General features: G+C 68.3%; 5 protein-coding genes. 2 read left to right on the forward strand and 3 right to left on the reverse strand.

The features are described 5' to 3' along the window. Window positions 1–15: 15 nt before the first annotated feature. Window positions 16–2,382, reverse strand: coding sequence for a TIM-barrel domain-containing protein (locus ACFYPC_RS35300; RefSeq protein WP_391891394.1), 2,367 nt, complete (start codon window positions 2,380–2,382; stop codon window positions 16–18). A gap of 213 nt (window positions 2,383–2,595) precedes the next feature. Here ACFYPC_RS35300 and ACFYPC_RS35305 point away from each other — a divergent pair, with 213 nt between their 5' ends. Both ACFYPC_RS35305 and ACFYPC_RS35310 read left to right on the forward strand, forming a co-directional pair. Then, entirely contained in the window at window positions 2,596–4,563 is a 1,968-nt protein-coding gene (locus tag ACFYPC_RS35305; protein ID WP_391891396.1) for an acetoacetate--CoA ligase, read from the forward strand. 112 nt (window positions 4,564–4,675) lie between these two features. Beyond that, entirely contained in the window at window positions 4,676–5,566 is an 891-nt protein-coding gene (locus ACFYPC_RS35310) for a hypothetical protein (protein ID WP_391891399.1), read from the forward strand. A 70-nt stretch (window positions 5,567–5,636) separates the two neighbouring features. Here the strand turns inward: ACFYPC_RS35310 and ptsP are convergent, their stop codons facing one another. Continuing rightward, entirely contained in the window at window positions 5,637–7,307 is a 1,671-nt protein-coding gene (gene ptsP / locus ACFYPC_RS35315) for a phosphoenolpyruvate--protein phosphotransferase (RefSeq protein ID WP_391891401.1), read from the reverse strand. Between the two features lie 77 nt (window positions 7,308–7,384). Further along, entirely contained in the window at window positions 7,385–7,834 is a 450-nt protein-coding gene (locus ACFYPC_RS35320; protein ID WP_391891403.1) for a PTS glucose transporter subunit IIA, read from the reverse strand. Window positions 7,835–8,249: the final 415 nt, after the last annotated feature.

Raw genomic sequence — 8,249 nt, forward strand, 5'->3', positions numbered from 1 at the left:
GCGTTCAGTGAGCCGTCACGGAGCCCGGCGCCCCCGCACCCGCACCGGATACGCAGGCTCACTCAGACCGCCGTCTCCATCCCGCAGTACGACCAACTGCGCCCCCTCCCAACGCGTCACATAGCGCTCGATCTCCAGCTCGTCCCACCCGTCGTCCGAGTCCGGCACGACAAGCCCGCCCCCGACACGCCCCCGCGCGGGAGCCCACACCTCAAGCTCCAGACCACCATCGGCACCCCGAACGGGCACGACGGCACCGGCACGCGCCAGCACCGGAATCCGCGACAAGGGGGCCTCGATCAGCACCTGAGCCGGCCCTTCATAGGCTTCCTCGGTGACCGTGTCGTACCAGCGCCCCCGCGGCAGCTGTACCGCACGCCGGTCCGCCCCTGGGTTCAGCACCGGCGCCACCAGCAGAGAGTCACCGAGCAGGAAGGCGTCCTCGCAGTCGCGCAGCGCCCGGTCCTCGGGCGCGCCCCACCACACGGGCCGCACATAGGGCGCGCCGGTACGTCGAGCCAGATGCGCCAGGGTCATGAAGTACGGGAGCAGCCGCCGCCGTTCGACGAGCGCCACGCGCGCGTGCTCCAGGACGTCGTCACCGAACTCCCAGGGCTCCCTGCGCCCCGCCCGCAGACTCGCGTGCGTACGGAACAGCGGGAGATAGGCACCGAGCTGGAACCACCGCAGATACAGCTCGGGCGACGGACTCCCGTCGAAACCGCCCACATCAGGCCCCGAGTACGGCACCCCGCACAACCCCAAGCCCAACACCAGCGAAAGTGACGCCCGCAGGCCGGGCCAGCCGGTGGCCACATCCCCGGACCAGGTCCCTCCGTAGCGCTGCATTCCGGCCCACCCCGAGCGCGAGAAGATGAAGGGCCGCTCCTGGGGCGCAAGTTCACGCAGACCCTCGTACCCGGCCCGGGCCATGCCCAGCGCGTACACGTTGTGCGCCTCGCGGTGGTCACCGCCGCGGTCCTCCAGGGAGTGCCGCGCCGAACGCGGCAGCGTCGACTCCCCGAAGGCCGTGAACGATGTCGGCTCGTTCATGTCGTGCCAGAACCCGGCGAAACCCTGCGCGAGCCGCTCCTCGTAGAGCCCGCCCCACCACCGTCGCACGCGCGGGTCCGTGAAGTCCGGATAAACCGACTCCCCAGGCCATACGACACCTCGCACGAGCCGCCCCGAGACATCCCGGACGAACGCGTCGGCGCCGACGCCACTGTCGTACACCGCGTTGCCCGTCTCAGCCTTGACCGCCGCGTCGACGATCGACACCAGCCGGACACCGTCGCGCCGCAACTCCTCCGCGAGCTCCGGCATCTTCGGGAAGCGCTCCCGGTCCACCGTGAACACCTGGTTCGCGTCGTAGTGGTCGATGTCCAGGTGGACGGCGTCGAGCGGAAGGCCACGCTCCAGGTAGCCCGCGACGATCCGTCGCACCTCCTGTGCGCTGCCGAAACCCCACCGCGCGTGATGGTGCCCCAGCGCCCACCCGGGCGGCAGCGCGGGGGCCCCGGTGAGCGCGACCCAGGCGTGCAGCACGCGCGCGGGGGTACCCACCATCACCCAGCAGCGCAGTGGGCCGCCGTCCATTCGCAACTCGGACGACCCGGCCCTGTCGTGCCCGGAGCCGGCGCCCTCCTCACCCTCGCGCAACGTCACTGTGCCGTCCCACGAAGTGTCGTGGAACACGAGATGGGTGGCCGCGTCGGCAACCACCAACTGCACAGGCATGGTGATGTACAGGGGATCGTCGCCGGGCGCGAAGGCCTTCCCGGGATCCGTGTTCCACAGCCGGTACTTCCCATCGCGCAGCCGCGGGCCCGCCGCACGGCCGCCCAGGCCGAAGAACCGGGCGTCGACGGCCACCTCGGAGCGCTGCATCCAGCGCGCCGCGCCGCCGTCGACCGACTCCCACCAACGGGGCGGCAGATCGCGTCGCAGCATCACGCCACCGGGGGTGTGCACCTCGACGGCGCCGTGCCGTGACACCACGACCGTCGCCCGTTCGGAGACGACCCGCCAACCGCCGTCCTTGTCGGGCTCCAGGACGGCGCGCGGGTCCGGCTCCGGACAGTGGCCCGCGAGCGCGTACGACGGCTCAGGGTCCGCTCCGTCCCATCCCCAGAAAATCGCCCCGTTCACAGTGACCGTGATCCTCAGCTCGGAGCGGGTGAAGCGGACGACTCCACCGCCGGGGCCCGGATCCACGCCTCGCACCGGCCCTGGCACCCGAGCGCGTTCGGCGCCTCGCTTGGGCAGCCCGATGGCGTCGGCACGCTTCCTGCGCACCGCGGCTCGCACGGTACGCAACCCCTGGGCCGCCCCCGCCGAACCGATCACCTTCATCGAACGCACCAGGTCACGACCGTTCATGCTGCTCAGCCTGCCATTGACCAAGCCATAAGTGTGAGTCGTTCAACTTCCGTTCACCCGTGGTGAGACCACATCTTCACGTCGGCGACTGTGTGGGGCGCACTCTGGTGCCGAAGTCGATCACATGGCATCGTCCATGGCAGCCGTGTGACGCGCACACCCCAGCCCGTGCGCGACAGACGCCCACGACGCGCACAGCCCGGGAGCCGCTCCATGTCCACCTCTCAGCCCTCACCGCTCTGGCAGCCCACCGAGGAACGCATCGCCCAGGCGCAGATCACCAAGTTCCAGACCTGGGCGGCCGAGCGGCACGGAGCCCCGGCGGAGGGCGGCTACGCGGCACTGCACCGCTGGTCCGTGGACGAGCTGGACACCTTCTGGAAAGCCGTCACCGAATGGTTCGACGTACGGTTTTCGACCCCCTACGTGCGCGTGCTCGGTGACCGCTCCATGCCCGGCGCCGAATGGTTCCCCGGTGCGACCCTCAACTACGCCGAGCACGCTCTGCGCGCCGCCGATACCCGTTCGGAGGAACCGGCGCTCCTGTACGTCGACGAGACCCATGAGCCCACCCCCGTCAGCTGGTCCGAGCTGCGACGCCAGGTCGGCTCCCTGGCCGCCGAACTGCGCGCGCTCGGCGTACGCCCGGGTGACCGGATCTGCGGCTATGTCCCGAACGTTCCGCAGGCCGTGATCGCCCTCCTCGCCACAGCCGCCGTGGGCGGTGTGTGGACGTCCTGTGCCCCCGATTTCGGCGCCCGCAGCGTTCTCGACCGTTTCCAGCAGGTCGAACCCGTGGTGCTCTTCACGGTCGACGGTTACCGCTACGGGGGGAAGGAGCACGACCGCCGCGACACCGTCGCCGAGCTGCGCCGTGAACTGCCGACGTTGCGCGCCGTCGTACACATCCCCCTGCTGGGCACCGAAGCTCCTCAGGGCGCCCTGGAATGGTCTGCCCTGACCTCCGCCGACGTGGAGCCAGTCTTCGAGCAGGTCCTTTTCGACCATCCTTTGTGGGTGCTCTACTCCTCGGGCACGACCGGTCTCCCCAAGGCGATCGTCCAGTCCCAGGGCGGCATCCTCGTCGAGCACCTCAAGCAGCTCGGTCTGCACTGCGACCTCGGCCCCGAAGACCGCTTCTTCTGGTACACGTCCACGGGCTGGATGATGTGGAACTTCCTGGTCTCCGGGCTCCTCACCGGCACCACGATCGTCCTGTACGACGGCAGCCCGGGCTACCCGGACACAGGCGCCCAGTGGCGCATCGCCGAACGGACGGGAGCGACGCTGTTCGGCACGTCCGCCGCGTACGTCATGGCGTGCCGTAAGGCGGGCGTCAATCCTTCCCACGATTTCGACCTCGCGCGCGTGAGGTGCGTCGCCACCACCGGGTCGCCCCTGCCCCCCGACGGCTTTCGCTACCTCCACGACGAGGTCCGCGACGACCTGTGGATCGCGTCCGTCAGCGGCGGCACCGACGTGTGTTCCTGTTTCGCGGGCGCCGTCCCGACACTGCCGGTGTACATCGGGGAACTCCAGGCGCCCGCCCTCGGCACCGACCTCCAGTCCTGGGATCCCAGTGGCAAGCCACTCACCGACGAAGTCGGTGAACTCGTGGTCACCAATCCGATGCCGTCCATGCCTGTCCGCTTCTGGAACGATCCCGACGGCAGCCGGTACCACGACAGCTACTTCGACACGTATCCCGGAGTGTGGCGCCACGGCGACTGGATCACCGTCACCTCGCGCGGCTCCGTCGTCATCCATGGCCGCTCGGACTCCACGCTCAACCGCCAGGGTGTGCGCATGGGTTCGGCCGACATCTACGAAGCCGTCGAGCGCCTTCCCGAGATCAAGGAGTCGCTCGTCATCGGCATCGAACAGCCCGACGGCGGCTACTGGATGCCGCTCTTCGTGCACCTCGCCCCCGGTGCGGCACTCGACGAGGCTCTTCTGACCCGCATCAGGCAGACCATCCGCGAGCAGCTCTCACCGCGCCATGTCCCGGATGAGGTCATCGAGGTCCCCGGCGTCCCCCACACCCTCACGGGCAAGCGCATCGAAGTCCCGATCAAGCGCCTCCTCCAGGGCACCTCCCTGGAAAAGGCGGTCAACCTCGGCTCGGTGGACAACGTCGAACTACTGCGCTTCTACGAAGACCTGGCCCAGAAGCGCGCCTGACGGACGTACTCCACGCCACCCAACTACGCAGCGAACCGTCCTCACCCACCGGCATTGTCAGTGCCGCCGGTTACTGTGAGTGAGCATTGATCGACTGCGCACAGGGGGAAACATGGCGCACACCCAGCACCAGAGCATGCGACGCGTCCTGCGCCGCGAAATCGCGGGCACCATCGGCCTGTTGACCGATGAACAGGACTTCACGGCGATGCGGCGCTACCGCACGTTCGCCTTCGACAACCACACCACCTACCTCCAGCAAGTGGAATCCCTGCTGAGGGCCCTGGCTGCCCAGGGCGGCCACACCACAGTGGCGCTCTTCGACCCCGAGGAATACGCCGAGTTCTGCGCCGAGAGCGGTCTGGAACCCGACGCCCCGTCGAGCCGCACCCGCTTCACAGCGGAACTGGCAGCGACAGGCCCCACCGTCATGTACGAGGGGCAGCCCCTCGACGAACTCGTCCCCGACCTCGTAGACGAGGCAGTCCGCCAGGCGACCTGGGAGTACGCGACCTCGCTCCTGGCCCGTATCGGAAACTGCGCGTCCTGCGGCGAGGACATCGGACGCGCATCCTTCGCCCACGCCTCCCGGCTGCTCAGCCGCATTCTCGAGACCGCGCAAGCCGGCCACCTCCATCTCGTGTGCAGTGTCTCGGCAGTGCCTGAATTGCTCGTTGCCGCGCTCCGAGCCGACGACGACGCGGGCACCATCCACCTCGACGAAACCGAGGCCCTCGAATTCACCACCGTTCTGGCTCTGGGTATCGCCACCCGGAGTCCCGGGGGCCTCGTCATGCGCATCACCGCCCACGACAGGACCGACCGTGTCTACGGTTGGCGACTCCGCGGTGAGGGCTTGGAGCCCCTCACCGCGGCCGAGGTCTTCGACGCCTATTGCACCGACGTGGATTCCGGGGACCTGGTTTCCCCGGAATCCGGAGTCGACTACTGCGCACCACCCGACCTTGGCGAGGGAGGAGCAATCACGGGGCACGCGCACTGAACGCCAAAGGGGCGCCCCACCCGGCAGGTGGAGCGCCCCTCGGCAACGGTCGAACGACGACGTGGTCCGGCTACTCGCCGGACAGCACCGCCTGAGCCGCCCTGCGCGCCTCCTCGGCCGTGTCCGCCGCACGCGCAGCGGCAGCGGCACGCTCGCACTGCGCCAGCGTGTACTTCGCGAGCGTCGTCCGGACATAAGGGATCGACGCGGCACCCATCGACAGGGAGGTGACCCCCAGACCGGTCAGCACACACGCGAGAAGCGGGTCCGCCGCTGCCTCACCGCAGACCCCACAGCTCTTGCCCTCGGCCTTCGCCGCCTCGGCGGACAGCGCGACCAGGTCGAGCAACGCCGGCTGCCACGGATCCTGCAGACGAGACACCGCACCCACCTGCCGGTCGGCGGCGAAGGTGTACTGCGCGAGGTCGTTGGTCCCCAGGGACAGGAATTCGACCTCCTGAAGGATCGAGCGCGCCCGAAGCGCAGCCGACGGAATCTCCACCATCGCGCCGAACTTCGCCTGCAGCCCGGCAGCACGGCACGCCTCCGCGAACGCCTTGGCGTCGGTACGGTCCGCGACCATCGGAGCCATTACCTCGAGGTAGACCGGCAGCCCCTCAGAAGCCTTCGCGAGGGCGGTCAGCTGCGTGCGAAGCACATCAGGGTGGTCGAGCAGTGAGCGCAGACCCCGCACACCCAGTGCCGGGTTCGGCTCGTCGGCCGGTGTCAGGAAGTCGAGCGGCTTGTCCGCGCCGGCGTCGAGCACACGCACCACGACACGGCCCTCGGGAAACGCCTCGAGAACCTGCCGGTAGGCCTCGACCTGCTTCTCCTCGGACGGCGCCTGCTTGCTGTCGTCCAGAAAGAGGAACTCGGTACGGAACAGACCGACGCCCTCAGCACCGGCTTCGAGAGCGGCAGGCACGTCTGCGGGGCCCCCGACATTGGCCAGCAGCGGCACCTTGTGCCCGTCGGACGTGGCGCCGGGTCCGGTGAAGGAGGACAGCGCCGCCTTGCGCTTTGCCGCAGCTGCCTCCAACTCCTCCTTCTTCTCCGCACTAGGCTCCACGAAGATCTCACCGGTGCTGCCGTCCACCGCGATCAGGGTGCCCTCTGCGAGCTCGCCGGCACCAGGCAACGCAACCACGGCCGGAACGCCGAGCGCCCGCGCCAGGATGGCGCTGTGACTGGTCGGCCCACCCTCCTCGGTGACGAAACCGAGTACCAGAGTGGGGTCGAGCAGCGCGGTGTCCGCCGGCGCGAGGTCACGAGCAATAAGGACATACGGCTCGTCGCTGTCCGGCACCCCAGGCATGGGGACCCCGAGCAGCCGGGCGACAATACGATTCCGCACGTCGTCGAGGTCGGCAACACGACCGGCGAGGTACTCACCGGCGGCGGCCAACAGCGCGCGATAGGCAGCGAAAGCGTCATAGACCGCACGCTCGGCGGTGCTGCCTACAGCGATCCGACGCTCCACATCCGCCATCAACTCGGGGTCCTCGGCCATCATGGCCTGCGCCTCGAGCACTGCCTGAGCTTCGCCGCCGGCCAGATTGCCGCGCGCAACCAGGTCCGCTGCCACATCCTCCACGGCCTTGCGGGCACGCCCCTGTTCGCGCTCTGCGTCCTCCGTCGGGATCTGCTTGGCCGGCGGTTCAAGAACCGCCGTTCCCATGTGCCGAACCTCGCCGATTGCCACACCGTGGCTCACGCCGACGCCTCGCAGCGTTGTCTCCATCTCACCCGTCTCCGATAGTGCGGCGGGTAGCGCCGCTGCGGTGGTTGTCCTGCTTGTCGTCTACGTCGGCGTTGACGTCACTGCCAGCCGAAGAGCTCGTCTCCGGCCTTCACATCGCCGTCCTCGCGGACGTCGGAGAGGGACCCGGCTGTGGCCTCAAGCGCCACGATCGGGCACACCGGGGACTTGCCGGCCGCCTCGACGGCAGCCGGGTTCCAACGAACGACGGCCTGTCCGCGCGTCACGGTGTCACCTTTGTTGACGAGCAGGTCGAAGCCCTCGCCGTTGAGCTGCACGGTGTCGATACCGAGGTGCGTGAGAACACCATGGCCTTCGCCGTCGACGACGACGAAGGCATGAGGATGAAGCGAGACGATCACTCCATCTACGGGGGCGACAGCCTCCGAGGGTTCACGCACGGGGTCGATCGCCATGCCGGGGCCGACCATGGCCCCGGAGAACACGGGATCCGGTACCTCGGTGAGTCCGATGGCGCGTCCTGCAAGAGGGGACGTCACGGTGGTCATGGGAAGCCTCCCAGGGGCGGAGATTCATATGGGCCGTCGCTACCTGTCCCGGACGGCGCACTGCTCAGCAGGGTATGTCATATGAAGTGGACGTTCCCTGCGAGAGGACCTGGTCGACGGCCGTAGAGCAGGGCGCAAACGATTTGCTTCCCCTCCAGCGCCCCATGTAGAGTCGTACTCCTGCTTGGGGCTGAGCAACGCGATCAAGTGTTCTTGCCCGGCAGCACTCAACTTGTCAGGTTCTATCTCGCTCCCTGGTTCTGCATGTCCGCAGAACTGTGGTCAGAGAGACGGAAATTCACTGATAGAGTTTGAAACATCGAAGGGAAACGCCCGGAGGAAAGCCTGAGAGAGTCTCTCGGGTGAGTACGAAGGAAGTGTCCGTTCCTTGAGAACTCAACAGCGTGCCAAAAAT

Source organism: Streptomyces sp. NPDC005808, assembly GCF_042871385.1.
Lineage (GTDB): Bacteria > Actinomycetota > Actinomycetes > Streptomycetales > Streptomycetaceae > Streptomyces.

What these genes read in the sequence shown, in the direction of transcription:
- ACFYPC_RS35300 (WP_391891394.1), bottom strand. Translation starts at nt 2,382, where the DNA reads ATGAACGGTCGTGACCTGGTGCGTTCGATGAAGGTGATCGGTTCGGCG.
- ptsP (WP_391891401.1), bottom strand. Translation starts at nt 7,307, where the DNA reads ATGGAGACAACGCTGCGAGGCGTCGGCGTGAGCCACGGTGTGGCAATC.
- ACFYPC_RS35305 (WP_391891396.1), top strand. Translation starts at nt 2,596, where the DNA reads ATGTCCACCTCTCAGCCCTCACCGCTCTGGCAGCCCACCGAGGAACGC.
- ACFYPC_RS35320 (WP_391891403.1), bottom strand. Translation starts at nt 7,834, where the DNA reads ATGACCACCGTGACGTCCCCTCTTGCAGGACGCGCCATCGGACTCACC.
- ACFYPC_RS35310 (WP_391891399.1), top strand. Translation starts at nt 4,676, where the DNA reads ATGGCGCACACCCAGCACCAGAGCATGCGACGCGTCCTGCGCCGCGAA.